Raw genomic sequence first — 25036 nt, forward strand, 5'->3', positions numbered from 1 at the left:
GAAGGGCTCCTAAGCCATTGTGTCCAGTAGCTGATCGAGAGGCTCGCAGGGACCTGCGATGTTCTCGCGCAAAGTTTCAGCCGCCAAGCCGAGTTCGTTATGGTCGAGCCATTCCGCGATCAGAGCCCGCGCGCCGTCGCCTATGGATGAGGCGTGCTCCTCCAAGACGGCGCGCAGGATGCGTTCGTTCTCCGCCCATTTTTCAATCATGGACGAGGTAGCCATTACATCCGCTCGGGCGTCTCGATGCCCAGCAGCTCCAGCGCCTGTTCCAGTTGGTGCAGGCTGGCGGCGGCCAGGGCCAGGCGCGAGCCCTTGGTGGCGGCGTCGGGCGCGACCAGGATCGGGCAGGCGGCGTAGAACTTGGAGAAGCTCTGCGCCAGGCGATAGGCGTGCTCGGCGATCAGGTTGGGCGAGCGCTTGTCATAGGCGTCGGCGGTGGCCGCGTCGAAGGCGTCCAGCGTCAGGGCCAGGTCGCGCTCTGCCGGTTCGGCGACGACGATGGCGGCGGTCGCGACGCCCTGATCGGCGGCCTTCCTTAGCAGGGATTTCACCCGCACGGCCTGATACAGCAGATAGGGGCCGGTCTTGCCCTCGAAGCTCATGAAGCGGTCGAGGTCGAAGACGTAGCTGGTGGTGCGGTTGTTCGACAGGTCGGCGAACTTCAGCGCGGCCACGGCCACCTTGCGGGCGATGTCCTCGAACTCGGCCTCGGGCAGGTCGTCGCCCAGCTTGGCTTCCTTCAGACGCTCGCGCGCCTTGTCGGTGGCCATGGTGATCAGGTCGTGCAGCTTCAGCACGCCGCCGGCGCGGGTCTTGAACGGCTTGCCATCGGCGCCGTTCATGGTGCCGAAGCCGAGGTGTTCCAGCGATTTCTCGGGCGCGTAGCCGGCCAGGTAGGCGGCGCGGAAGACCTGCTCGAAATGCTCGGCCTGACGCTCGTCGACGACGTAGAGGATCAGGTCGGGATCAATGGATTTGCGACGGTCCAGAATGGTGGCCAGATCGGTCGTGCCGTACATGGCCGAGCCTTCCGACGACACCACCAGCAGGGGCGGCGGGGACGGGGCCTCGATCACCGAGCCGTCGGCCAGCTTCTTCTTGCGGGTCTCGCCGGGCCTGGCGACGTGGACCACCTGGGCGCCGTCATCCTCGACCAGCAGGCCGGTTTCCTTCAGGTGAACCAGCATTTCCGGCATAAGGGGATCGGCGTCGCTCTCGCCGTTCCACAGGTCGAAGGTGACGTCCAGAGCGCCGAACTCGCGCTTCAGCGCCGTGCGGCTGACGGCGACGAAGTGGGCCCACAGGGCGCGGTAGCCGGGACGACCGCCTTGCAGTTCAGCGGTGGCCTTGCGGGCGCGATCGCGGAAGGCAGGGTCTTCCTTGGCCTTGGCGGCGGCCAGGGGATAGAGGCGTTCCAGGTCTTCCAGCGTGACCGGGCTTTCAGCGGGGAAGGGACCGTCGCCGTCGGCCATGAAGGCGTCAGCCCGGTTCTCGTCGCCGCACGCGGTGATCAGCAGGCCCATCTGGAAGCCCCAGTCGCCGAAGTGGGCGTCGCCCCAGACGGTGTCGCCGCGGAAGCGGAACAGCCGCTTCAGGCTCTCGCCGATGATGGAGGAGCGCAGGTGGCCGACGTGCATCGGCTTGGCCACATTGGGTCCGGCGTAGTCGATGACGACCTTGCGCGACGGCGTGTTCAGCGAGGCGCCGGCCAGGGTTTCGTCGGCGGCGACTTCTGCGGCGCGCTGCGACAGGGCGGCGTTGGAGAGCTTCAGGTTGATGAAGCCGGGACCGGCGACCTCGACCGAGGACAGGCGAGGGTCGGCAGCCAGACGCTCGGCGACCTTGGCCGCCAGTTCGCGCGGGTTGGCCTTCAGCGCCTTGGCGGCGGCAAGCGCGCCGTTGGACTGGAAGTCCGCCAGGTCGGGGCGGTCCGAGGCGACGACGCGAGCGAGGGCGGTGTCCACGCCTTCGGCGGCGAAGGCGGCGGCGACCGCTTCGCTAAGAGAGGTCTTGAGATCAGTCATGTTCTTAGGGGTTCGGTTGGGTCTGGCCGGCGGTGACGCGGAAGCGGCTGCCCGAGCGGTTGAACTCGGCCATTTCCGGCGTAACGTCGAAGCCGATCAGGACCTCGAAATTGCTGCCCGCCGTGGTGGCGTCGGCGCGGGGAATGACGATGGACTGGGCCTGCTGGACCGAGGCCGTGGTTTGGCCCTCGAAGTTCACCGGCAGGTCGAAATACTCCTTGGCCAGAACGGCCGAGTTGCGCTCGGTCACGGCCACCCAGTAGCGATAGGTGCGGGCGTCGCCGCTGGCCTGCGGGCCCTTGCCGAGGTTGAACAGGACGTTGAAGTCCAGACGAATCGGATCGGCGTCGCGATAGACGCAGTCGGCCGAAACGCCTTCGATTTCACCCGTGAAGCCGATGCCGGCGACCGCCGGGCGGGCGTAGTCGGCCAGCTCGACAAAGCGGGCGGCGTCGTACAGCACCTTCACATAGGGGCAGGGGCCGGCGTTGGCGCGACGCGACAGCGGGGCGATCCGCACCTGACGCGAGCGCTGCGAGGTGCCTTGATCCGGCGCCTGGTCGCGACTCTGCTGGCCGCCTGGACGGCCGCTGGACTGGGCCTTGGCGGATTGGGGAATCAGCACGGCCGCGAGGGAGAGGGCGGCGAGGGCGGTCAGGACGCGACGCATCAGGAGCTTTCCGGCAGTCGAAGGGGGCGCGGAACGATCGGACGTCCGACCAGACCACGCTCGGTGGTGATAGCGGCTAAAGCGAGGCGCGGCAAACGCGACCACGCAGCCAGTGGCGGCAAGGCGCGCGAGCGACTAGGTTCCGCCCATGAACGCGCCTCTATCGCCCTCCAGTTTTGACCGCCGTCCCCTGAACGTGCGCTTGGCCACGCCGCGCGGATTCTGCGCCGGGGTGGATCGCGCCATTCAGATCGTCGAGCGCGCCATCGAGAAGTTCGGCGCCCCCGTCTATGTGCGTCACGAGATCGTCCACAACCGCCACGTCGTCGAGCGGCTGAAGGGCATGGGGGCCGTCTTCGTCAAGGAGTTGGACGAATGCCCGGACGACCGGCCGGTGGTCTTTTCGGCCCACGGCGTGCCCAAGTCGGTGCCGGCCACGGCGCGATCGCGCGAGATGCTGTTTCTCGACGCCACCTGCCCCCTGGTGTCCAAGGTTCATGTCGAGGCTGAACGCCATCATGCGGCGGGGCGGCACATTGTTCTGATCGGCCACGCTGGCCACCCCGAGGTCGTGGGCACCATGGGCCAACTGCCGCCGGGTTCGATCAGTCTGGTGGAGACGGTGGCGGACGCCGAAGCGTTCCAGCGGCCGGGCGATCAGCCCTTGGCCTACGCCACCCAGACGACGCTGTCCGTGGACGACACCGCCGACATCCTGGCCGCGTTGAAGCGGCGCTTCCCGGAACTGCCGGACCCGCACAAGGAAGACATCTGCTACGCCACCACCAACCGGCAAGAGGCGGTCAAACGTCTGGGCGAGGGCTGCCAACTGGTGCTGGTGGTCGGGTCAAAGAACTCGTCCAACTCGGCCCGCCTGGTCGATGTGGCGCTCAAGGCCGGGGCGAGCGACGCCCGCCTGGTCGATGACGCCAGCGACGTGGACTGGACGTGGTTCGACGGCGTGACCACGGTCGGCGTCACCGCCGGAGCTTCGGCGCCGGAACCCCTGATCGAGGCCCTGATCGACGCCATTCGCGCCCGATTTGATGCGATCGTGACTGAGGACGACGGGGCGCGCGAAACCGTTTCGTTCAAGCTGCCCCGGGTCCTGACGGCTTAGATGCTGGAGCAAATATCTGAGCTCGAATGCGGGGAATTCGAACCGATTTCGCTCTAGGCCCGCTCCATCACCAGGCAGGTCGAGGTGGCGGTGGCGTAGAGCGTTCCGTCCAGACCGCGCAGGTCGGCCTCGGAGAAGGCGGCGCGACGTCCGGCCTGAATGATGCGGCCCTCGGCGCGCACAGGCGTCCCCGCCTTCAGCGCCCTGTGGAAGACGGTCTTCAGTTCCAGCGTCGTATAGGCCTGACCCGGCTTCAGCACAGAATGCACCACGCAGCCGCAGGCCGAATCGAGCAGGGTCGCCATCCAGCCGCCGTGCACCGATCCGATCGGATTATAGACAGCCAGGGTCGGCTCGCCCTCGAAGGCGACGCGGCCCTCGGTCAGCTCGGTCAGGCGAAACCCGACCGTCTCGGCGATAGGGGCGGGGCGCATGCGCCCGTCCAGCATCAGGCGCAACTGGTCCAGCCCGGACAGGGCGGCGAGATCGATCTTGTCGGACATGCAGGGGTTCCCCGAGGTTGGGCGCAAAGAAAAGGACGCGCCGGTCGCGAGACCAGACGCGCCCTGAAATCCCAGGCGATGACGCCCGTAAAGCTTTAGAGGCCCGGAAGCTTGAAGCCGCGATCCTGACGAGGCGTGATCGAGATGCCCTCGCGACCGCCGGTCAGGGCCTGCAGGCGGGCGTGCTCGGTGCTGGCGTCGATGGTGCGGGCGCCGTCGGCGCTCTGGCTGACGGTCGGCGTCTGGGTGGCCGGGTCGTTCTTGCGCCAGAACATGACGCGGTTGGCCCAGCTTTCTTCCTTGTGAGCCAGATCGCCGAACTCGTCGTCCACGACATAGCGGGCCAGGGGGTCGGCGCGGTCGGCGCCTGCCTGGGCGACCAGGGCCTGTTCGCCGCCAGTGCGGGTCACGGCCTGGCGTTGACCCAGCAGAATCTGACGGGCGGCGCTTTCGGGGGCCAGTTCCTGCGGGCGCGGCTGGCCCGGCGACGGCGGGGTCAGGCCGTATTCAGGCGGCACGGCCAGCGGGGCGCTGGCGACGGTGACGAACTCGTCGGGCACGACCTTGGTCATACCGATGCTCTGTTTCAGGCCGCCACAGGCGGTCAGGCCAAGGGCGGTGGTGGCCAGAAGGGTCACGGTGAAGGCGCTACGGATACGCATAAGGTCAGCTCGGCTCCGGGAGGCGCGCCCAACGGCGCTGGCTCGGGACGATAACGAAGAGGGGGTGATTACGACTTTTCGTTGGCCGCGCCAACTGTGGAGCGGCGTTCGGACAGGAAGCTGTCGAGGATCAGCAGGACGACGCCGACCGTGATGCCCGCGTCAGCGATGTTGAAAATCCACGGAAACAGACCAGAGCCCGAGAAGTCGAGGAAGTCCACGACCCCGCCGAAGCGGATGCGGTCGAAGACATTGCCCAGAGCGCCGCCCATGACCAGACCGATGGCGGCGGTCATCAGCTTGCGGTCCGAACGCGTGGCCCAGACGGCGAGGGCAGCCGCCACAAGCACCGAGAAGCCGCTCAGAATCCAGCGGCCCGAACCGCCGCCGAACAGGCCGAAGCTGACGCCTGTGTTCAGCACATAGGTCAGGTTGAACAGGGGCGGCGCGACCTCGGCGATGCGATAGCCGTCGGGGATCTGCGAGATATGCGCCGCGTCGATGGCGCCCAGAACCCAGGCCTTGGTCAGCTGGTCCAGCACGATGACGACGAGAGCGATGCCGTAGGCGGTGTAGGCGAGGCGAGAGATTTTCATGTCTCAAGCCGGTTAGCAGGAAGCGAGGCGAGGGCGAAGAGGGAAAGCGTATGGCGCCGCCCAATGACGGAGAGGGGCGGTTGCGGCCTTCCCCCCTGCGCCTTGAGGGCTATAACCAGCCCATGACCCTGCCTCACGCCCTGCCCCGCCTGTCCGCCGTCGCGGACGATTACGACATCCTGCTATGCGACGTCTGGGGCGTGATCCACAACGGGCGCGAGAGCTGGCCCGTGGCCTGCGAGGCCCTGACGAAGTTCAATGAAAAGGGCGGTCATGTCATCCTGATCTCCAACTCGCCGCGCCCCTCGTCGGACGTGGTGGCGCAACTGGATGCGCTGGGCGTGCCGCGCGACGCCTGGAAGGCCTTCGTCACCTCGGGCGACGCGACCCGCGCCGAGTTGGCCCGTCGCGCCCCCGGTCCGGCCTGGATCATCGGCCCCGACCGCGACTTCGTTCTTTATGAAGGCCTGAATCTGACCAGCGCCCATGACGCCTCGGACGCCGCCTTCCTGTCGGTCACCGGCCTGTTCGACGACGCCACCGAGACGCCCGAAGACTACCGCCAGCGCCTGATCCCCGCCGTCGAGCGCGATCTGGAGCTGATCTGCGCCAACCCCGACCGCATCGTGCAGAAGGGCGACAGCATCATCTACTGCGGCGGCGCCATCGCTGATCTGTACGAGGAAATGGGCGGGCGCGTGGTCATGGCGGGTAAGCCCTTCGGCCCGATCTACGAACTGGCCCTGCGTGAGGCGCAAGGCCTGATGGGCCGTCCTGTCGATCGCTCGCGCGTCCTGTGCATCGGCGACGGCGTCATCACCGACGTTCTGGGCGCCGCAGAGCAGGCGCTGGACTGCCTGTTCATCGCCCAGGGCATCCACGGCGATGCGGCCAAGGGGGCGGACGGGACCCTGGACCCGGCGCGCGCGGCCGATTTGCTCCGGGCCGAGACGACCTTTGCACGCTACGCCGCGCTGGAACTGGCGTGGTGAGGCTCGCCATTTCGTCGCACCTGGCTTAAAGCCCGCACATGGTCGAATACGTCACACAGCACCCGTCGGGCGGTTACATCCTCGACGAACTCCACGTCGGCATGGCCGCAGAGAAGACCGTCCACGTCACCGAGGACCGGATTCGCCTGTTCGCCGAGGCGTCGGACGACTTCAATCCGGTGCACCTGGACGAAGAGTTCGCCTCCAAGACCGCCTATCGTGGCCGCATCGCCCACGGTCTGCTGAGCGCCGCCTTCGGTTCTGCGGTGGTCGGCACCATCCTGCCGGGCGCCGGGTCCATCTATATTTCGCAGACTCTGGCCTTCCACTTCCCGGTCCGTATCGGCGACTCGGTTCGCATCGTCATCACCGTGATCGAGATGGAAACCGACAGCGCCCGCGCTGAACTGCGCTGCGAAGGCTTTGTCGGCGACAAGCTGATCATGGACGGCGTCGCCGTCGTGCGCGTGCCGCGCCGTCGCAAGCCCTCGGCTCGCTGAGTTCAGGCATGGTCGAGGTCATCCGCGGCTGGCGCGACCTGCCGGCCTCGCAGCGCGGGGCGGCGGTGGCCGTCGGCGCCTTTGACGGGGTGCATCGCGGCCATCAGGCGGTCATCGCCTCGGCCCGCGAGGCGGCCCAGCGTCTGGGCGCGCCCCTGGCCGTCGTCAGCTTCGACCCCCACCCCCGGCGCCTGTTCCAGCCCGAGGCCGCGCCGTTTCGCCTGATGACGGCGGATCAGATGGCCCGCGCCTTGGCGCCGCTCGGCGTCGACCGCCTCTATCTGATCCCCTTCGACCGCGAGATGGCGGGCATGACGGACGAAGAGTTCGCCCGTCGCGTCCTGTCGGAAGGTCTGGGCATAGCCCACGCCGCCGTCGGTTTTGACTTCACCTTCGGCAAGGGCCGTTCCGGCTCGCCCGCCCTGCTGCGCACCTATGGCGAGACCCTGGGCTTCACCGTCTCGGTCACCGACCGCATCGACGACGCCTCGGGGCTGAAGCTGTCGTCCAGCGCGGTGCGCGAAGCGCTGAAGGCCGGAGACATGGACCGCGCCGCCGCCATCCTGGGCCGGCCCTTCGCCATCCAGGGCGAGGTGATCCACGGCGACAAGCGCGGCCGCACCATCGGCGTGCCCACCGCCAACGTGGCCATGGGCGACTATATGCGCCCGGCCTACGGGGTTTACGCCACCCGCACCCGCCTGCCGGACGGGCGGGTCATAAAGGGCGTCGCCAACCTGGGCGTCCGCCCCATGTTCGAAATCGAACAACCCCTGCTGGAAGTCTGGCTGCTGGACTTCAACGAGAGCCTCTACGGCCAGACCCTGGAAACCGAACTGGTCGCCTTCCTGCGCGGCGAGATGAAGTTCGACGGCCTGGATGAGCTGAAGGTTCAGATCGAGGCGGATGCGGCCAAGGCGCGGGCCGTGTTGGGCTGAAGCACCGCTCGACTCTCATGCAGATTGCTGATTTCGTGGAACGGCGTTTGGAGCGGCTCCATGTTGAATCCGGGCAATCTCGACCCAGTTGGGTTTGGCTTTTTCTCGATTTTCGCCGTGATCGGCGGGCTGACCTTGCTGGTTGGTGCAGACCATGCCGCGCCGGGATGCACGGGGCCTGCGGTTCAGCGATGTGACTACATAGCGACGGCGAGGGCCGTCATGGCTGCTTCGGATTCGTCTCATGCGCGCCACCATCCATTCACACCTGACCGTGGATTTGAGGTATTCGATCAGGGCTCGGTGGTTTTGGTGCAGCAGACTGCTCCGTCTGGCCCCGGGTGGCTGAACCACGCCTCAGCCGTGCGGATCGACAAGAAAAGCTGCCGCCCGTGCGAGGTCGGCTATGCCCAGTCCGCACCTTGGGCGCCCGATCATCCGCAGCGAGGGCCTCTCATCATCCATCTCCCTGCCGAAGATCCGATTGCGGCAGCGAAGCTGACTGCACAAATCCGCGCGATAGAAGCCGAGGTCGCTCAGCAGGCTAAGACAGCCGGTCGCGGAACTCCGTCCAGTCGAACTCTCTGATCATCTTCAGCTCGTCCGTGGCGCTGTTCCATAGGGCGATGGCGGGCAGGGGGACGCCGTTGAAGGTGTTGGTCTTCACCATCGAATAGTGGGCCTGATCCAGGAAGGCGAGGCGCGTTCCGGGCGTCGGGCGTTCAGCAAAGACGTAGTCGCCGATGATGTCGCCGGCCAGGCAGGACGGGCCGCCAAGGCGCACGGTGACGCCGTCTTCGGGCTCGGCCAGCATGGCGGGGCGGTAGGGGGCCTCGATCACGTCCGGCATATGGCAGGTGGCCGAGATATCGGTGATGGCGATGGGCATCCCGTTGTCGAAGACGTCCAGCACCTCGCCGATCAGGATGCCGGCGTCCAGGGCCACGGCCTCGCCCGGCTCCAGATAGACCTGCACGCCGTGGCGCTCGGCCAGCGCATTCAGGAAGGCGACCAGAGCGTCGGTCTGATAGTCGGCGCGGGTGACGTGGTGGCCGCCGCCCAGGTTCAGCCATTTGACCCCGCCCAGCAGGGGCGCGAGCTTCGGCTCCACCGCCGCCCAGATGCGGGCCAGGGGCTCGAAATCCTGTTCGCACAGGGCGTGGATATGCAGGCCGTCGACGCCCTGCATATGTTCCGGCTTCAGTTGCGACACCGGGAAGCCCAGGCGCGAGCAGGGCTGGGCCGGATCGTATTTGGCGACCTCGCCCTCGGAATGTTCGGGGTTCAGCCGCAGGCCGATCTCGAAGGTCTCGCCTTCAGCCCGCGCGGCGGCGATCAGGTCGGAAAAGCGCGCCACCTGATCGGGCGAGTTGAAGATGACGTGGTCGGACAGCCGCAGAATCTCGGGCAGATCCTCGGCCTTGTAGGCGGGCGAATAGGTGGTCAGTTCGCCCTTGTAAAACTCACGCGCCAGCCGCGCCTCCCACAGACCGGAGGCGCAGACGCCGTCGAGGTATTCCCCGACGACGTCCGCCAGCGACCACATGGAAAAGGCCTTGAGCGCCAGCAGGACCCGGGCATTGCCCCGGTCGCGCACGTCCTTGAGCACGGCCAGATTGCGCCGCACCGCGACCTCGTCCACCACGAAGGCGGGCGAGGCGACGCGGTTCAGATCAAAGTGAGCAAAGGCTCCGGGATCGCCGGCCTTGGTTTCCATGTCGTCTTTTTACTCAGGTCTTAGAAAGCGAGAGGAGCGTCCAGCTCTTCCACGGTCCACGGCAGGCCATGCTTGTTCAGCATGTCCATGAAGGGATCGGGGTCCAGCTGCTCCATGTTGAAGACGCCGTCGCCCTTCCACGTGCCGGTCAGCATCATGGCCGCGCCGATCATGGCCGGAACGCCCGTGGTGTAGCTGACGGCCTGGTTGCCGGTTTCGGCATAGGCGGCTTCGTGGTCGCAGATGTTCTTGACGTAGAAGGTCTTGGCGACGCCGTCCTTTTCGCCGGTGGCGATGGTGCCGATGTTCGTCTTGCCCTTGGTGATCGGACCCAGCGACGAGGGTTCCGGCAGCAGGGCCTTCAGGAACTCGATCGGGATGATCTCGCGGCCCTGGAACTGCATCGGCTCGATCGAGGTCATGCCGATGTTTTCCAGCACTTCGAGGTGCTTCAGGTAGCTGTCGCCGAAGGTCATCCAGAAGCGGATGCGTTTGATTTCCGGGTAGAACTTGGCCAGCGACTCCAGTTCCTCATGGTACATGAGGTACATGTTCTTCTGACCCACGCCCTCGAAGTCGAAGGCCTGCTTCTGCGTCAGGGCCGGGCCCTCGACCCACTGGCCGTTTTCCCAGTGACGCGAGTTGGCGGTCACTTCGCGCAGGTTGATTTCCGGGTTGAAGTTGGTGGCGAAGGGCAGGCCCGTGTCGCCGCCGTTGCAGTCCAGGATGTCGAGCGTGTCGATCCGGTCCAGCAGGTGCTTCTTGGTATAGGTGGCGAAGACCGAGGTCACGCCGGGGTCGAAGCCCGAGCCGAGCAGCGCCATCAGGCCGGCTTCCTTGAAGCGCTCCTGATAGGCCCACTGCCACTTGTATTCGAACTTGGCCTCGTCGCGCGGCTCGTAGTTGGCCGTGTCGAGGTAGTTGACGCCAGCGGCCAGGCAGGCGTCCATGATGGCCAGGTCCTGATAGGGCAGGGCCAGGTTGACCACCAGGGCCGGCTTGACCGACTGGATCAGGGCCGTGGTCGCGGCGACATCGTCGGCGTCGATGGCCGCCGTGTCGATGGTCACGCCAAAGCGCGACTTCACGGATTCAGCGATGGCGTCGCACTTGGACTTGGTGCGGCTCGCCAAGGTGATATGCGAGAAGATGTCGGCATTCATCGCCATCTTGTGGACCGCGACGGAGCTGACGCCGCCTGCACCGATAACCAGCACCCTGCTCATGTGTGGCTTCTCCTGAAGTCTGAAACTGCTTTGGCGACACCGCCGCCGCTATAAAGGGCGGGGCTCTTAACACGATGATGACAGGATCGCTAACGGTCGCGTGTCGCAGGGGTTGCGGGGGTCAGCCCTCGGCCTTCTCGGCGATGGCCATCAGGGCGTCGTGCAGGGACTGGCCCTGGCCGTCGATGACGTCGGCGATGCGCCACATGGGACCTTCCTTGGCCAGCTTCAAGGTTTGGCGCTGGGTCTGGCCGTGGTTGGTGAAGGTCACCTCGGCCGAGGCCGCCCTGTCGCCGTCGGGCGTCATCTTCAGCGCGGTCAGGGCGAAGCCGTCGGCGTCCTGACAGGCGCAGATCGGATCATAGTTCAGATAGGGGACCTCGCCCTTGGCCGCGTGGAAGTCGGCGCCGACCAGGGCGTTCAGGGTGCGGGTATAGAGCGGATCGCGGCCCGGCGTGATGCTGGCCGCGGCCGGATCATTGGCCAGAGGCGCGGCGGCGTTGGCGTAGAGGGCGCGCACAAAGGCCTCGGCGTTCTGTTCGCCGGCCGCATAGATGGCGGCGCGTCCCGACAGGGGGGCCTCGACGGGCGCAGGGGCCTTCTCCTCGGCGGGAGAACAGGCCGCCGCTGTCAGAACCAGCACCGCCGCCGCTGTCATCGCCTGAATGCGCATCTGCTCGTCTCCCGTCCCTGTGTTCGCTTCAACTATGGCGCAGGCGCCGCCCGGTCTGCTAGACGGTTTCAACCATGACCGTTCGCGTGATCCGTCCGATTTCGATTAGCCGCCCGGCGTAGCGCCAGGGCGAACAGCCCCGCGCACGTCGGGATCGAATATCGCCGATGCCGTTCGACGGCCTTCACGCTAGACTGCGTCCGCGCCGCCTCCTCGGCGCCTGCGCAAAAGACAAAGATTACCCCATGGCCGACGCCACCAACGACACCGCCTCTGACGCATCGGGCCGCGATTATCGCGACACCGTCTTCCTGCCCGAGACGCCGTTCCCGATGCGCGGAGGACTGCCCAAGAAGGAGCCGGAAATCCTGGCCCAGTGGGGCGACCTCTATGGCCACCTACGCGCCACGCGTCAGGCCCAGAAGGCGCCGCTCTATGTGCTGCACGACGGCCCGCCCTACGCCAACGGCGACATCCACATCGGCCACGCCCTGAACAAGACGCTGAAGGACTTCGTGGTCCGTTCGCGCTTCCTGCTGGGCTATGACGTCGACTACGTCCCCGGCTGGGACTGCCACGGTCTGCCGATCGAGTGGAAGATCGAGGAACAGTTCCGCGCCAAGGGCCGCCGCAAGGATGAGGTCTCGAAGGAAGAGTTCCGCACCGCCTGCCGCGAATACGCCGGTAAATACATCGACCTGCAGCGCGACCAGTTCCTGCGCCTGGGCATCACGGGCGATTTCGCCAACCGCTACGCCACCATGGACTTCGGTTCCGAGGCAGCCATCGTCGCCGAGTTCCACAAGTTCAAGAACTCGGGCCAGTTGTATCGCGGCTCCAAGCCGGTGATGTGGTCGCCGGTCGAGCGCACGGCCCTGGCCGACGCGGAAGTCGAGTATCACGACCACGTCTCGCCCACGATCTGGGTCAAGTTCCCGGTGGTCGGCGCGACCGACAGCCACCCGGACGACCTGCTGTCGTTCCGTGCGGCGACGCCCTCGGTGGTGATCTGGACCACCACGCCCTGGACCATCCCGGCCAACCGCGCCATCAGCTACGGTCCCGAGATCGCCTATGGCCTCTATGAGGTCACGGCCCTGGAAGAAGGCCTGGACTACGAGCCCTGGGCCAAGCCGGGCGACCGCTTCATCATCGCCGACAAGCTGGCTGAGGATGTGTTCAAGGCGGCCAAGATCAGCGGCTTCACCCGCGTCGACGCCATCAACCCGTCCGGTCTGGAATGCGCCCACCCGTTGGCGGCGCTGGACAGCGGCTATGGCTTCTCCGTGCCCCTGCTGGCGGGCGACCACGTCACCGACGACGCCGGCACCGGCTTCGTCCACACCGCGCCGGGCCACGGCGCGGACGACTTCGCCGTCTGGCTGGCCCACGGCCACCGCGAAGTGCCGGACACGGTCGATCCCGACGGCGCCTATTACGACCACGTCCCCCTGTTCGCCGGCCTCAAGGTGCTGGAGACTGAGGGCAAGAAGACCGGCAAATTCGGTCCCGCCAACGGCGCGGTGATGGACAAGCTGATCGAGGCGGGCAATCTGCTGGCGCGCGGCCGGATGGAGCACTCCTATCCGCACTCCTGGCGCTCGAAGGCCCCGATCATCTTCCGCAACACGCCCCAGTGGTTCATCCGCATGGACGAGGCGCTGGACGACGACAACACCCTGCGCGACCGGGCGCTGAACGCCATCGACGCCACCGCCTTCCACCCGGCGGCGGGCAAGAACCGCATCCGCTCCATGGTCGAGGGCCGCCCCGACTGGCTGATCAGCCGTCAGCGCGCCTGGGGCACGCCCCTAGCCATGTTCGTCGACAAGCAGACGGGCCAGCCCCTGCACGATCCCGAGGTCGACGCCCGCATCGTCAAGGCCGTGGCCGATGGCGGCGCCGACGTCTGGTTCTCGGCGCCTGACGCTGACTTCCTGGGCGCGCACGACCCCGAGCGGTTCGAGAAGGTCACCGACATCCTCGACGTCTGGTTCGACAGCGGCTCGACCCACGCCTTCACGCTGGACCCGCGCACGGCCGAGCATGGCTACAGCGGCGACCGCCCGTCGCACTGGCCCGCCGACCTCTATCTGGAAGGCTCGGACCAGCACCGCGGCTGGTTCCAGTCGTCGCTGCTGGAAGGCTGCGGCACGCGCGGCCGCGCCCCGTTCAAGGCCGTCCTGACCCACGGCTTCACCCTGGACGAGAACGGGGAGAAGATGTCGAAGTCGCGGGGCAACACCACCGACCCCCTCACCATCATCAAGGAATCGGGCGCCGACATCCTGCGCCTGTGGGTGGCCCTGGTCGACTATTCGGACGACCAGCGCATCGGCAAGCAGATCCTGCAGACCACGGTCGACGCCTATCGCAAGCTGCGCAACACGGTCCGCTACCTGCTGGGCGCGCTGAACGGCTTCGACGAGGCCGAGCGCCTGCCCTACGACCAGATGCCGCCGCTGGAGCAGTTCATCCTGCACCGTCTGTGGGAACTGGATGGCCAGGTGCGTCAGGCCTATGAGGAATACCGCTTCCAGGACGTGATCCGGCCGGTGCTGGAGTTCTGCTCGGGCGACCTGTCGGCCCTCTATTTCGACGTGCGCAAGGACAGCCTCTATTGCGACCGTCCTGACAGCGTCCGCCGCCGCGCCGTCCGCACGGTGATGGACGAGGTCTTCAGCCGCCTGACCGCCTGGCTGGCCCCGCTGACGCCCTTCACCGTGGACGAGGCCTGGACGACGCGCTTCCCGGACGCCGGCACCAACTGCGCGCGGGTGATCCCGGAAACGCCCGGCCAATGGCGCAACTCGGCTGAGGCCGAGCGTTGGGCCGGGGTCAACACGGTGCTGGAAGTGGTCAACGAGGCCCTGGAAGCGGCGCGTCGCGACAAGCTGATCGGCGGCGCGCTCGACGCCTGGCCGGTGGTCACGGCCCCGGCTGAACTGCTGGCCCCGTTCGAGGGTCTGGACGCCGCCGAGGTGTTCCGCACCTCGGGCGCCGAGCTGGTGGTCGGCGGCGACGCCGTCGCCGTCGAGGTCAGGCTGGCCGACTATCCCAAGTGCGCCCGTTCCTGGCGCCGGGTGCCGGACGTCGGCTCTGACGCCGGCTTCCCCGACCTGTCGGCCCGCGACGCCGACGCCGTCCGCTGGCTGGACGCGCAGAAGGCTTAAGGGATCAGGCCCCTCCGCTTCGGCGGAGGAGCCTTTTTTCTTCCTTCTCCCCTTGCGGGAGAAGGTGGGCCCGAAGGGCTCGGATGAGGGGTTTTGCGACGGCGGATGAAGGCGCGAGGCCAGAGCGCGGCGCGACCCGTCATCCGTCAGGCTTCGCCCGCCACCTTCTCCCACAAGGGGAGAAGGGCTTTACGCGGCATCATGAAAGATCAGCCCCAGCGTCATGCGCCGACCCGATCGCACGGTGCTGACCCCATGGCGCATCTGCACGCGGTAGTCGCCGCGCGTTCCGGCGACGGGACGTTCGCGCACGGCGAAGATCACGGCCTCGCCCTGTTTCAGCGGCACGACATGGACCTGTGACTGCGAACGCGGCTTCTGCTCGACCAGAACGAACTCGCCGCCCTCGAAATCCGCCGGATCGCTGAACAGGATCGCCGCCTGCAGCGGGAAGACCAGATCGCCATAGAGATCCTGATGCAGCCGGTTGTAGTCGCCGGGGCCGTAACGCAGCATCAGCGAGGTCGGTCGCGTCTGGCCCGCCGCTTGGCATTGGGCCGTCAGTTCATCGAGGCGGTCCGGAAAGCTTGGCCGATCCAGCCGCGCCGCCCAGCCGTTGGCGAGGGGCGCCAGGCCTTCATAGAGCCGCGCCCGCAGCCGCGGCAGGGGATCGGGCAGGGGATTGTCGAAATACTGATACTCGCCCTGCCCGAAGCCGTGGCGCTGCATGACGATGCGGCTGCGGAACCGCTCTGGCTGGTCATAGAGGGCTTGCAGGGCGCCGCAGGTGGCGGGCGTCAGCAGGGGCCCGGCCACGGCCCAGCCCTGGGCGTTCAGGTCATGAGCGATGCGGGGCCAGTCGAGGGTGTCGGTCATGGGCGCTATAGACGCTGACCGAAGCGGCTTGTCTGGCGGCTTTCGGCTCTTCTTTCCTCCCCATTTCATGGGGAGGTGGCGCGGACGCGCAGCGTCCGTGACGGAGGGGGCGGCGGAACGGTTGTTTGTGGATGCAAAGGGTAGATCGCGGCGTCGCCCCCTCCACCGCTACGCGGTCCCCCTCCCCACGTGTGGGGAGGAAAGAAGGATCAGAACCGGCGGCGTTGCTCGGCGGATTTCAGCGTGGAGCGGACGAACTCGGTGGGCGGGTCGGTTTCGGCCAGGACGGCTTCCTTGATGGCGCGCGGCTCGCCGAACAGGTGGCCCTGGCCCATGCCGACGTCCAGTTCCAGGATATCGACGACCTGCTTCTCGCTCTCGACCTTCTCCGCGATCAGTTCGAGGCCATAGCGACGGGTCAGGGGGGCGAAGTCGGCGGCCTGGATGTCCGGCTGGGTCGGCAGGGGCGTGGCGCCGTCCAGATCCAGCAGTTGTTCGATCAGCAGGTCGGCCGCCACCTTGATGAAGCGCACGTCCGAGCGTTGCAGGTCGGCGAAGTCCAGGTCCAGCGTCTGCACCTTGTCGATGGAGAAGCGGAAGCCCAGATCGGCCAGCTTGGCCATGTTGCGGGCCTCGGACGCGCCGCGCGCCTCGAACGTGGCCTGACCCAGCTCGAAGATCAGGGCGTCCTTCAGGTCGCGGTTCTGGCTGAGGAAGTCGAGGAACTGCGGGAAGAAGGTCTCGTCGCCCAGCGAGGCCAGCGAGATATTGCAGAAGACCCCGACCTTGCGGTCCTGACGCGCCAGACGGCGCACGATCTGGGCGCAGCGGAACAGCAGCAGGTTGTCGATGGCCGGCAGCAGGCCCTCGCCTTCGGCCACCGACAGGTATTCGGCCGGCATCATGACCCGGTTCGACGGGTCACGCAGGCGGGTGAAGCTCTCGTAGAAGACGGTCCGGCGCTGCGGCAGGGTCACGACCGGCTGCAGATAGAGGTCGATGCGGTTTTCCGTCAGGGCGTCGTGGACGGTCTTCAGCAGGGTGTTCGACTGGACCTGACGACGGCCCTCATAGGTGTCGGCGGTGATCGGCGAGGACGACAGGCGATCGTCGATCGAATCGCTCATCTGCTGGATCAGGCCCTCCAGCATCCGCACTTCGCCGGTCAGGGCCTCGGTCTTGGACAGGGCGCCGCTCTCGATGGCCTCGGCCAGCTCGGTCAGGGCACCTTGCGTCGACTCCATCGCGTCGGCCAGCAGGCGGTGCGCCTCACGGACCTTGGCGATCTCCTTGCGCAGGGCCCGGCGATCCAGAATCCCGGCGATCACGGCATGCAGACCGACCAAAACGCCCAGGGCGCCCAGCACCCCGGCGGCGCCCGCGCCTGCGCCCATACCGGCGCGCCAGATCGCCGCCCCGATGGTCAGGGACAGGAACAGGTAGCCGAAGAACAGAAAACCGCCGGTGATCTTGCGCATGGGGCCGGTGTCGAGCCGCCTTTCCCTTATGGAATCGGCCGAGTATCGGTCTAACTAGAGATAACGGCTAGGGTTGGGGCGCAGAAAACCAGCCCAAAGGGAGGTTAACGCATGGAATTGTTCGATCTGAGCGGCAAGGTCGCGGTCATTACCGGCTCCTCCAAGGGCATAGGCAAGGCCATAGCCGAACGTCTGGCCGAGCACGGCGCCCGCGTCGTCATCTCCTCGCGCAAGGCCGGGCCATGCGAAGAGGTCGCCGCCGCGATCAACGCCAAACAAGGCGAGGGCCGCGCCATCGCCATCCCTGCCAACATCGCCTCCAAGGAAGACCTGCAACGTCTGGCGGACGAGACGACCGCCGCCTTCGGCCAGATCGACATCCTGGTCTGCAACGCCGCGACTAACCCCTATGCCGGACCGATGGCGGGCATTGCCGACGACCAGTTCGAAAAGATCCTGCAGAACAACGTCATCTCCAACCACTGGCTGATCCAGATGGTCGCGCCGCAGATGCTGGAGCGCAAGGACGGGGCCATCCTGATCATCTCCTCGATCGGCGGACTTCGTGGGAACGCCTTGATCGGCGCCTACAACATCTCCAAGGCCGCCGACATGCAGCTGGCGCGCAATCTGGCGGTCGAATACGGGCCGTCGAACGTGCGCGTGAACTGCATCGCTCCGGGCCTGGTCCAGACCGACTTCGCCAAATACCTGTGGGAGAACCCGGAGCTGCTGAAGACCGTCACCGAGCCCGCTCCGCTGAAAAGGATCGGCCAGCCTGATGAAATCGCCGGCACGGCGGTCTATCTGTGCAGCCCAGCCTCGGCCTATGTGACCGGGCAGACCCTTGTGGTGGACGGCGGACTGACGATTGCCTGGTGAGCGTGAAAACAAGGTCGGCTTTTTCCAAGACCTGAACTGGCGGCTGGAGGCGGCGGCGTTCAAGGCGCTGTTCGCCTTCCTGCGAGCGCTGGGCGTCGAAGGCGCCTCCGGTTTCGGTGGCAAGCTGCTGCGTTGGCTGGGGCCGCTGACGGGCACGCACAAGACGGTGACGCGCAACCTGCGCATCGCCTTCCCGGACATGGACCCCGTCGAGCGGGACCGTCTGGCTATCGACCAGTGGGAGCAGACAGGCCGCACCTTCGCCGAGCTGGCGGTCATGGATCGCCTGACGCCGGAAAGCGGCCGTATCGACATGGTCGGTCTGGAACGGCTGCACGCCGTGCGCGACAGCGGCAAGGCGGTGGTGCTGATCTCGGGCCACCTGGCCAATTTCGAGGTGATGGCGGCGGTCATCATGGCGGCGGGCGTGCCCTGCCAGGTGACCTATCGCGCCGCCAACAACCCCTATGTCGACGCCCTGATCCGCGAGAGCCGCGAGCGCTACGGCATCAAGCTGTTCGCGCCCAAGGGCGACGGCACGCGCGAACTGATGGCGGGGATGAAGCGCGGCGAATCCATCGCCCTGCTGGTCGATCAGAAATACAGCCAGGGGCCGGAGGTCGAGTTCTTCGGCCAGCCGGTCAACGCCTCGCCGGGCGCCGCGCGTCTGGCGCTGAAGTTCGGCACGGTGATCCAGCCTCTGTCGGTGAAGCGCCTGCCGGGCGTGCGCTTTCGCGTCACGGCCCATGAGCCCATCGAAGTGCCGGACACGGGCGACAAGGCCGCCGACGTCGTCGCGGGAGTCCAGGCGGTCAACCGCTTCGTCGAAGAGCGGGTCAAGGAACATCCCGTGGACTGGTTCTGGGTCCACAAGCGCTGGCCGCCCAAGGTCTATGAGGCGCTGAGGGCGACCGAGGCCTAGCTAGTCGATCACGGCGTCGTCGGCCCGGCGGAACGGGCCGGCGTAATGTTCGCGCTGGGTGCGGCGTCGCTCCGGACCGAAGTAATCGCCGCCGCGGATAAAGGCGCGGGGCCGCATGATCACAGCTTCGATGCGCGCCAGCAGGGCCGGGGCGTTCACCGGCTTGGTCACGAACTCGGTCACGCCGGCGTCGCGCGCCTCGGTCACGTGTCGCTTTTCGGAATGGCCGGTCATCATGATGATCGGCAGATAGGGATTGGGGCTGTCCTCGGCCTTGCGGATCATCTGGGTGAAGGTCACGCCGTCCACCGGCAGCATCCGAAAATCGACGATGGCCATGTCAGCCGGACGGATTCTCAGCGCCTTCAGGGCGGCGGCGCCGTCTTCCACCTCGCGCACGCTGCCTACGCCCACGGACTTCAGCATGGCCGAGATGATGGCGCGCATGTTGGGGTTGTCGTCGGCGAGCAGGATGTCGAGCGACTGTAGGGCGGGCATGGTGATACGACGCGAGCTGGTGGCCGAATGAAGCGAGGCGGGATGGCGACCGGAAGGGCCTAGGCGTCGCGCGCGGCGGTCATGAATTCCAGGGGGCTGGCGTAGGCCTCCTGTCGCTCCACCGACCAGTAGCGCAGGGCCGCCAGCGGGATGGGCACGCCGCTGACCGCGCAGGTCACATAGGCGCCGGGGCGCAGGACGGCGAACTCGCCGTCGCCGTAGTGCAGCGTGGCCGGCGAGGGCGAAACAGGAAGCGGAGCAGGCGTCGTCATGACGCGATGATTGGCATGGCTTGCGGCGCGAGACGAGAGGCGAATCGCTGTCATTTGAAAACAAGTCGATGACAGGAGCCGCCGATGATCCGCCCCCGCCTTGCCTTGCCCGCCTTCCTCCTTGCGACGGTGTTGGCGATCTCGCCGGCCGTCGCTCAAACCGGCGAGGCGCGGCCGACGATTCGCGACCTGGGTCGGGCGCCTGGCGTCCTGGTGCCGGGGCCGCTGAACGCCATCACCGACGTGGCGGGCGTGCGGGTGGGACAGGTGACGCTGCACTCGGGCGACAGCGTCCGGACCGGGGTGACCGCGATCTTGCCGCACGGCGGCGACCTGTTCCGCGACAAGGTTCCTGCGGGCCTGTCGGTCGCCAACGGCTTCGGCAAGCTGGCGGGCGCCACCCAGATCCGCGAGCTGGGCGAGATCGAGACGCCCATTGTCCTGACCAACACCCTGTCGGTGGCGCGCGGGATCGACGGAATTTTGGACTGGACCTTGAAGCAGCCGGGGCACGAGGACATCCGTTCGGTCAACGCCGTGGTGGGCGAAACCAACGACGGCGGGCTGAACGACATCCGGGCGCGGGTGGTCAGCGCCGCCGACGTCGTGCGGGCCATAGAGACGGCGACCAGCGGCCCGGTCGAGCAGGGCGCGATCGGGGCCGGGACCGGCACCATCGCTTTTGGCTTCAAGGGCGGGATCGGCTCCAGCTCGCGCCAGCTGCCCGCCAGTCTTGGCGGCTTCACCGTGGGGGTTTTGGTCCAGTCGAACTTCGGCGGGGTGTTGAGCATGGACGGCACGCCCGTCGGGGTGCCGCTGGGCCGCTATTATCTGCGACAGGAGATCGAGGCCGAGCGCGCCGACGGCTCCATCATGATCGTGGTGGCCACGGACGCGCCCCTGTCGGATCGCAATCTGGAGCGGCTGGCGGCGCGCGCCTTCGCCGGTTTGGCGCGGACGGGGGCGGCGTTTTCCAACGGCTCGGGCGACTACGCCATCGCTTTTGCCACCAATGAGGACGTGCGGCGGACGCCGGAGCGGCGCAGCGGCGCGACAACCGTGGCCGACTGGCCCAATGACCGCATGTCGCCCCTGTTTGTCGCCGTGGCCGAGGCGACCGAGGAGGCCATCCTCAACTCTCTGCTGAAGGCCGAGACCACGACCTCGGTGGTCGATGGCCGGCCGGTGACGGTCGAGGCGCTGGACGTTGAGGCGGTGAAGGGGCTGCTGCAGGCAGGGCGCTAAAAGACTTTCCCCCCATTTCATGGGGAGGAAAGAAGCTAGAACAGGTCGCCCTGGTTCGCCGTCGGAGGCTTCGGGCGCGGCGCGGGCTTGGGCGCGGGCGGCGCGGCGGGCCGAGGCGCAGCCCCCTCGCCCTCGATGGTCGCGCCACGGGCGCCGTCGCCGAAGACGATGCGCACTGCCTGGCCGGGCGACAGGCCGGCGGCCGAGGCGATCATGGCGCCCGCCTCGTCCTCGATGCGGGCAAAGCCGGGCTTGGGCCGTTTGGGGTCCAGGGTGGCCAGGGCTCGCGACAGGGCGGCTAGCCGGGTCTCGTCGCGGTCCAGCCGCCGCTTCATCGCTGGGCCGAAGCGGTCGGCATAGGCGGCCAGCCGATCGCCGCGCCGTTCGATGGCGCGGTCCAGCAACCCTTTGGAAAGACGCCCGCCGACCACGGCCAACTGGCGTTCATGCACGGCGACGTTGCGGTGCAGTCCCGAGCCCAGGCGGCTGGCCGCGTGATCCAGCCTTTGCTGCGGCAGGGCCAGCAGGTCTTCGGGACGGGCGGGCAGGCCGCGGGCGGCGGCGCGCAGACGGGTGCGGCGGTCCTCCAGCAGGCGCGACCCGGCCCGCGCCAGCCGCGCCTCCAGATCGCTCAGCGCCCAGCGCAGGTCGGCCAGGACCGGGGTGGCGATCTCGGCGGCGCCCGTCGGGGTCGGCGCGCGGCGGTCGGAGACGAAGTCGATCAGGGTGGTGTCGGTCTCGTGCCCCACGGCCGAGATGATGGGAATACGGGCCTCGGCCACGGTGCGGGCCAGGGCCTCGTCGTTAAAGCACCACAGGTCCTCGACCGAACCCCCGCCGCGCGCGACGATCAGCAGGTCGGGGCGGGGGATGAGCCCGTCGGGCGTCATCTGATCGAAGCCGCGAATGGCGTTGGCCACCTGGCCGCTGGCGGCGTCGCCCTGAACCACCACCGGCCAGACGATAACGCGGCAGGGCCAGCGTTCAGCGATGCGGTGCAGGATGTCGCGGATCACAGCGCCGGTCGGGCTGGTGATGACGCCGATGGTCGCGGGGAAGGTCGGCAGGGGCTTCTTGCGCGACGGCTCGAACAGGCCCTCGTCGCGCAGTCGCGCCTTCAGCCGCTCCAACTGGGCCAGCAGGGCGCCCGCGCCCGCCGGCTCCATGCTCTCGATGACGATCTGATACGAGGACCGGGCCGGGTAGGAGGTGATCTTGCCGGTGACGATGACTTCCAGCCCGCTTTCCGGCTGGGCGCCCAGGCCCTTGACCACGCCCTTCCAGATGACGCCGTCGATGGCCGCCTTGTCATCCTTGAGCGTCAGATAGACGTGGCCCGAGGCATGGCGGTTCACCTTGGAGATCTCGCCGCGCAGCCGCACATGGCCGAAGCGGTCCTCCAGCGTGCGCTTGAGCGCGAAGCTCAGCTCCGAGATCGACAGGGGCGGGTTGTTGTCGCGCGCGGCGGCCGGCGCCTCGGCGGGGCCTTCGAAAGCATAGTCGTCGTCGGAGATCATGGCGTGACCTTAGACCGTCTTGTCGCAGGCGGGAACGGGGCGAGGGCGGGCCCGTTAGCTTGACCATGGAACCTGCCGATCCGCCCGGAACCGATCCGACTGAGCGCGCCCCGCGTGAGCAGCAGATGTCGCGCCGCAGCAATGCGCCTTCGGTCAGTCCGTGGCTGGTCCTCTGCGCCATCGTCCTGCTGGGGGCCGTGATCTACGTCCTGTCGGCGTTTCTATAGGCCGCTAACCCTTTCCTGTGCTTGACCCGGACGGCGGGGGCGGTCATTGCGCGCGTATGAATATTCTGCTCGTCGGATCCGGAGGGCGTGAACACGCCCTGGCTTGGAAGATCGCCCAGTCGCCGCTGGTCACGCGGCTCGTTGCCGCGCCCGGCAATCCCGGCATGGCCAAACACGCCGAGCTGAAGCCGGAGATCAAGGCGACCGACGCGGAAAGCCTGGCCGCCCTGGCGCGCGAGATGAAGGCGGACCTGGTCGTGGTCGGTCCCGAATCCGCCCTGGCCGAGGGCCTGGCCGACCGGCTGAACGCGGCGGGCATCCCCTGCTTCGGTCCGACCGCCAAGGCGGCGCAGTTGGAAACCTCGAAGGCCTTCTCCAAGGCCTTCCTGCAAAGGCACGGCATCCCGACGGCGGGTTACGGCGTCTATGAGGATGTGGCCGAGGCCAAGGCAGCGCTGAACAACTACGCCGCCCCCTATGTCATCAAGGCCGACGGCCTGGCGGCGGGCAAGGGCGTGGCCATCAGCCCGGACAAACCGGACGCCGAGGCCGAAATCGAACGCATGCTGGGCGGCCGCTTCGGCTCGGCCGGATCGCGCGTCGTGATCGAAGAATTCATGGACGGCGAGGAAGGCTCGCTGTTCGCCCTGTGCGACGGCCAGCGCGCCGTCCTGTTCGGCGGGGCGCAGGACCACAAGCGCGCCTTCGACGGCGATATGGGCCCCAATACGGGCGGCATGGGCGCCTATTCCCCGGCTCCGGTCTTCACCCCCGAACTGGTACAGGCCGCCAACGACAAGATCGTCCAGCCAACCATCGCCAAGATGGCCGAAGAAGGCGCGCCCTATCGCGGCGTCCTCTACGCCGGACTGATGGCGACGAGCGAAGGCCCCAAGGTGGTCGAGTTCAACGCCCGCTTCGGCGACCCGGAATGCCAGGTCCTGATGATGCGCTTCGACGGCGACATCGTGCCCCTGCTGCTGGCCTGCGCGCGCGGCGACCTGACCAAGGCGCCGGCGCCTCGCTTCAAGGATGGGGTGGTCATCACCGTGGTTCTGGCGGCCAAGGGTTACCCCGACAGCCCGCTGGAAGGCTCGGTGATTCGCGGCGCCGATCAGGACTTCGGCCCCCACGTCCAGGTCTTCCATGCGGGAACGAAGAAGCGCGACGACGGCGCCCTGGTTGCGGCGGGCGGTCGCGTGCTGAACGTCTGCGCCTATGGCACCGACATCGCCGAGGCCCGTACGCGGGCCTATGAGGCTGTGGCCAAGATCGACTGGCCGGGCGGTTTCCACCGCAGCGACATCGGCTGGCGGGCGCTGGAGCCGCGCTAAGCGGCTACGCGGACTCTAAGACGACGTCACCCTCGGGCTTGTCCCGAGGGCCCACGGCGGCCTCTGACGCGGCGCTTGGCCTTAGGGGCGCGTCCACGGTCCAGAGGTGAGCTTTGTGGAACGATAGGCTCTCGGGACAAGCCCGAGGGTGACGATCGAACGATCAGGTCATGGCGAACAGAAGCCGGCCCTCGCCCATGCGTTCGCGCAGGGGGACCAGGTCGGCGTGGGACACCGAGAAACAGCCGTAGGACCGGCCCAGCTTGCCTTCGCGCGCCAGGAAGGCCGGGTCGGCGTAGTCGGCGCCGTGGATGATGATGGCGCGTTCGCGGGCGCGGCTGTTGGAATACTCCAGCCCGTCCAGCAACACGTTCGGTCCCTGTTGCGAGCCCCAGTTGGCGCCCGCCGTGGCGTAGGCGCCGATGGACGACATGTGGCTGTCCATTTCGTTCGAGAAGCGCTGGGCGAAGCCCGAGTGGGCCGGGTCCGAGCCGCGACCATGACTGGTGCGATAGGCCGTGACCCAGCCGCCTTCCAGATCGACCTCATAGAGGCGGTCCTCGCCCGAGAACTTCTGGAAATCGACCAGATACATCCGGTCGCGCTTGCTGATCTTGTGGCCGTGGGTGTCCAGCGCGGCGTGGGCGCGTTCCATCAGATCCTTGCGGACGACGCCGTGCGGGTCGATGACCGGGCCGCTGGTCCTGGCCACGGCGACGGGCTGCGGCGTCGCGGCGGGAACCGGAACGACGGGGAGGCTGGCAGGCGCGGCGCCGGCGAGCTGGAGGTTGGTGGTCGAAGCGGCGGAAGAACATCCCGCCAACAGGGCCGAACCGCCCAGGATCAAGCCACGTCTGGAAAGCCGCATGCGACGCCCCTCGCACGATTAAACAACTGTATCGGCTTGTTTCACAAAGCCCCGTAACGACGCAACCTGAGCCTTGGCGAAAGCCGACGACCCGCTAAGGTGCCGCCCGTAGTTCTGGGA

General features: G+C 67.4%; 26 protein-coding genes. 11 read left to right on the top strand and 15 right to left on the bottom strand.

The window, feature by feature from the left end; translation table 11 throughout:
• Positions 1-9: 9 nt before the first annotated feature.
• Genes CQ039_RS05510 through CQ039_RS05520 form a run of 3 tightly spaced genes read right to left on the bottom strand, consistent with a single transcriptional unit; the run spans position 10 to position 2697 of the window.
• Positions 10-225 (bottom strand): hypothetical protein, encoded by a 216-nt coding sequence (locus CQ039_RS05510; protein ID WP_105562961.1) that lies wholly within the window; start codon positions 223-225, stop codon positions 10-12.
• On the bottom strand, positions 225-2027 hold the full coding sequence (gene argS / locus CQ039_RS05515; protein WP_105562960.1) for an arginine--tRNA ligase: 1803 nt from the start codon (positions 2025-2027) through the stop codon (positions 225-227). The genes CQ039_RS05510 and argS overlap by 1 nt, the downstream gene beginning before the upstream one ends.
• Before the next feature lie 4 nt (positions 2028-2031).
• Positions 2032-2697, bottom strand: coding sequence for a Tat pathway signal sequence domain protein (locus CQ039_RS05520; protein WP_105562959.1), 666 nt, complete (start codon positions 2695-2697; stop codon positions 2032-2034).
• 148 nt (positions 2698-2845) lie between these two features.
• On the opposite strand from CQ039_RS05520, the gene ispH reads away from it, so the two are divergent.
• The gene (gene ispH, locus CQ039_RS05525) at positions 2846-3817 is read left to right on the top strand and encodes a 4-hydroxy-3-methylbut-2-enyl diphosphate reductase (protein ID WP_105562958.1); all 972 of its coding nucleotides are present in this window, start codon (positions 2846-2848) and stop codon (positions 3815-3817) included.
• Between the two features lie 53 nt (positions 3818-3870).
• Here ispH and CQ039_RS05530 read toward each other — a convergent pair whose 3' ends face one another.
• The 3 genes from CQ039_RS05530 to lspA all read right to left on the bottom strand — a co-directional run bounded on the left by CQ039_RS05530 (position 3871) and on the right by lspA (position 5578).
• Positions 3871-4320, bottom strand: coding sequence for a PaaI family thioesterase (locus CQ039_RS05530; RefSeq protein WP_105562957.1), 450 nt, complete (start codon positions 4318-4320; stop codon positions 3871-3873).
• Positions 4321-4415: 95 nt separating this feature from the next.
• Entirely contained in the window at positions 4416-4982 is a 567-nt protein-coding gene (locus tag CQ039_RS05535; protein ID WP_105562956.1) for a DUF3035 domain-containing protein, read from the bottom strand.
• A gap of 68 nt (positions 4983-5050) precedes the next feature.
• Positions 5051-5578 carry a signal peptidase II gene (lspA, locus tag CQ039_RS05540; RefSeq protein ID WP_105562955.1) on the bottom strand — a complete coding sequence of 176 codons (528 nt, stop codon included), beginning with the start codon at positions 5576-5578 and terminating at the stop codon, positions 5051-5053.
• 122 nt (positions 5579-5700) lie between these two features.
• Between lspA and CQ039_RS05545 the strand changes: the two genes are divergently transcribed.
• From CQ039_RS05545 to CQ039_RS16520, 4 genes are read left to right on the top strand one after another with little or no spacing between them, the layout of a single operon-like run.
• Positions 5701-6570 (top strand): TIGR01459 family HAD-type hydrolase, encoded by an 870-nt coding sequence (locus CQ039_RS05545; protein WP_105562996.1) that lies wholly within the window; start codon positions 5701-5703, stop codon positions 6568-6570.
• Between the two features lie 38 nt (positions 6571-6608).
• Positions 6609-7070 (top strand): MaoC family dehydratase, encoded by a 462-nt coding sequence (locus CQ039_RS05550; protein WP_105562954.1) that lies wholly within the window; start codon positions 6609-6611, stop codon positions 7068-7070.
• A gap of 8 nt (positions 7071-7078) precedes the next feature.
• Positions 7079-8008, top strand: coding sequence for a bifunctional riboflavin kinase/FAD synthetase (locus CQ039_RS05555; protein ID WP_105562953.1), 930 nt, complete (start codon positions 7079-7081; stop codon positions 8006-8008).
• Between the two features lie 60 nt (positions 8009-8068).
• Positions 8069-8596 carry a hypothetical protein gene (locus CQ039_RS16520; protein WP_146112108.1) on the top strand — a complete coding sequence of 176 codons (528 nt, stop codon included), beginning with the start codon at positions 8069-8071 and terminating at the stop codon, positions 8594-8596.
• Here the strand turns inward: CQ039_RS16520 and CQ039_RS05560 are convergent.
• The 3 genes from CQ039_RS05560 to CQ039_RS05570 all read right to left on the bottom strand — a co-directional run bounded on the left by CQ039_RS05560 (position 8553) and on the right by CQ039_RS05570 (position 11624).
• On the bottom strand, positions 8553-9725 hold the full coding sequence (locus CQ039_RS05560; RefSeq protein ID WP_105562952.1) for a carboxynorspermidine decarboxylase: 1173 nt from the start codon (positions 9723-9725) through the stop codon (positions 8553-8555). The two genes, CQ039_RS16520 and CQ039_RS05560, sit on opposite strands and share 44 nt — an antisense overlap.
• Positions 9726-9745: 20 nt before the next feature.
• Positions 9746-10951, bottom strand: a complete 1206-nt coding sequence (locus CQ039_RS05565; RefSeq protein WP_105562951.1) for a saccharopine dehydrogenase family protein — start codon at positions 10949-10951, stop codon at positions 9746-9748.
• A gap of 121 nt (positions 10952-11072) precedes the next feature.
• On the bottom strand, positions 11073-11624 hold the full coding sequence (locus CQ039_RS05570) for a DUF3828 domain-containing protein (protein WP_105562950.1): 552 nt from the start codon (positions 11622-11624) through the stop codon (positions 11073-11075).
• A gap of 245 nt (positions 11625-11869) precedes the next feature.
• Here CQ039_RS05570 and ileS point away from each other — a divergent pair, with 245 nt between their 5' ends.
• Positions 11870-14797 carry an isoleucine--tRNA ligase gene (ileS, locus tag CQ039_RS05575; RefSeq protein WP_105562949.1) on the top strand — a complete coding sequence of 976 codons (2928 nt, stop codon included), beginning with the start codon at positions 11870-11872 and terminating at the stop codon, positions 14795-14797.
• A gap of 189 nt (positions 14798-14986) precedes the next feature.
• Here ileS and CQ039_RS05580 read toward each other — a convergent pair whose 3' ends face one another.
• Both CQ039_RS05580 and CQ039_RS05585 read right to left on the bottom strand, forming a co-directional pair.
• On the bottom strand, positions 14987-15673 hold the full coding sequence (locus CQ039_RS05580) for a 2OG-Fe(II) oxygenase (protein ID WP_105562948.1): 687 nt from the start codon (positions 15671-15673) through the stop codon (positions 14987-14989).
• Positions 15674-15882: 209 nt separating this feature from the next.
• Complete coding sequence (locus CQ039_RS05585; protein WP_105562947.1) at positions 15883-17151, bottom strand: EAL domain-containing protein; 1269 nt, start codon at positions 17149-17151, stop codon at positions 15883-15885.
• A gap of 111 nt (positions 17152-17262) precedes the next feature.
• On the opposite strand from CQ039_RS05585, the gene CQ039_RS05590 reads away from it, so the two are divergent.
• Together CQ039_RS05590 and CQ039_RS05595 are read left to right on the top strand one after the other, a co-directional pair.
• The gene (locus CQ039_RS05590) at positions 17263-18033 is read left to right on the top strand and encodes an SDR family NAD(P)-dependent oxidoreductase (RefSeq protein WP_105562946.1); all 771 of its coding nucleotides are present in this window, start codon (positions 17263-17265) and stop codon (positions 18031-18033) included.
• Entirely contained in the window at positions 18023-18955 is a 933-nt protein-coding gene (locus CQ039_RS05595) for a lysophospholipid acyltransferase family protein (protein WP_105562945.1), read from the top strand. Before CQ039_RS05590 ends, CQ039_RS05595 begins: the two co-directional genes overlap by 11 nt.
• On the opposite strand, the gene CQ039_RS05600 is transcribed toward CQ039_RS05595, so the two are convergent.
• Positions 18956-19453 (bottom strand): response regulator, encoded by a 498-nt coding sequence (locus CQ039_RS05600; protein ID WP_105562944.1) that lies wholly within the window; start codon positions 19451-19453, stop codon positions 18956-18958. It lies immediately after the preceding gene.
• A 59-nt stretch (positions 19454-19512) separates the two neighbouring features.
• The gene (locus tag CQ039_RS05605; RefSeq protein ID WP_105562943.1) at positions 19513-19725 is read right to left on the bottom strand and encodes a DUF2093 domain-containing protein; all 213 of its coding nucleotides are present in this window, start codon (positions 19723-19725) and stop codon (positions 19513-19515) included.
• Positions 19726-19809: 84 nt separating this feature from the next.
• Between CQ039_RS05605 and CQ039_RS05610 the strand changes: the two genes are divergently transcribed.
• The gene (locus CQ039_RS05610; protein ID WP_105562942.1) at positions 19810-20970 is read left to right on the top strand and encodes a P1 family peptidase; all 1161 of its coding nucleotides are present in this window, start codon (positions 19810-19812) and stop codon (positions 20968-20970) included.
• 35 nt (positions 20971-21005) lie between these two features.
• Here CQ039_RS05610 and xseA read toward each other — a convergent pair whose 3' ends face one another.
• Entirely contained in the window at positions 21006-22487 is a 1482-nt protein-coding gene (gene xseA, locus CQ039_RS05615) for an exodeoxyribonuclease VII large subunit (protein WP_105562941.1), read from the bottom strand.
• A gap of 59 nt (positions 22488-22546) precedes the next feature.
• On the opposite strand from xseA, the gene CQ039_RS16585 reads away from it, so the two are divergent.
• Together CQ039_RS16585 and purD are read left to right on the top strand one after the other, a co-directional pair.
• Positions 22547-22714: a hypothetical protein gene (locus tag CQ039_RS16585; protein ID WP_158255993.1), complete on the top strand. Its 168-nt coding sequence runs from the start codon at positions 22547-22549 to the stop codon at positions 22712-22714.
• A gap of 56 nt (positions 22715-22770) precedes the next feature.
• Positions 22771-24048 (top strand): phosphoribosylamine--glycine ligase, encoded by a 1278-nt coding sequence (gene purD, locus CQ039_RS05620; protein WP_105562940.1) that lies wholly within the window; start codon positions 22771-22773, stop codon positions 24046-24048.
• 163 nt (positions 24049-24211) lie between these two features.
• On the opposite strand, the gene CQ039_RS05625 is transcribed toward purD, so the two are convergent.
• A complete protein-coding gene (locus tag CQ039_RS05625) occupies positions 24212-24916 on the bottom strand; it encodes a murein L,D-transpeptidase catalytic domain-containing protein (protein ID WP_105562939.1) in 705 nt (234 codons plus the stop codon).
• Positions 24917-25036 lie beyond the last annotated feature (120 nt).

Source organism: Brevundimonas sp. MYb52, from assembly GCF_002979535.1.
Classification (GTDB): Bacteria; Pseudomonadota; Alphaproteobacteria; order Caulobacterales; family Caulobacteraceae; genus Brevundimonas.